Annotated in this window: 1 protein-coding gene; it reads left to right on the top strand. The window is 38.1% G+C overall.

Annotated elements, in window-relative coordinates:
* Positions 1-111: 111 nt before the first annotated feature.
* Positions 112-312 (top strand): DUF6943 family protein (locus M9Q43_RS14155; protein ID WP_408611271.1); only part of this gene is annotated, 201 nt, incomplete at its 3' end.

Genomic DNA, 312 nt, shown 5'->3' with positions numbered 1-312 from the left:
TTTTTCCTTTTTTCTTTTGCAAAAATGTGTGTGGGGCATCTCGGTATTCAATCACATTTCGGGCACCAAAATAGGAAGACGAAGGAAGTTAACCTTTTAAATCCTTGTATTATGGACACAATTTTTATCAAAACCCACCAAACTGGGGCGAAGTACGAAAAACCGCATTTTTTCATCCTTTCAAAAGGACTAAATAGCGGAAAACCCGACCACGAACCTTTCACAAACAGCTTTGTTTTAGTATTCCAAACCGAAGAACAAAAAGAGGACATTTTTTGGATAGCCATGAGCCTATGGAAATCCAAATTCTGG

Origin of the sequence: Flavobacterium odoriferum (genome assembly GCF_025499515.1) — a bacterium.
GTDB classification, from domain to species: Bacteria; Bacteroidota; Bacteroidia; order Flavobacteriales; family Flavobacteriaceae; genus Flavobacterium; species Flavobacterium odoriferum.
This window is presented reverse-complemented; position numbering and strand designations above follow the sequence as displayed.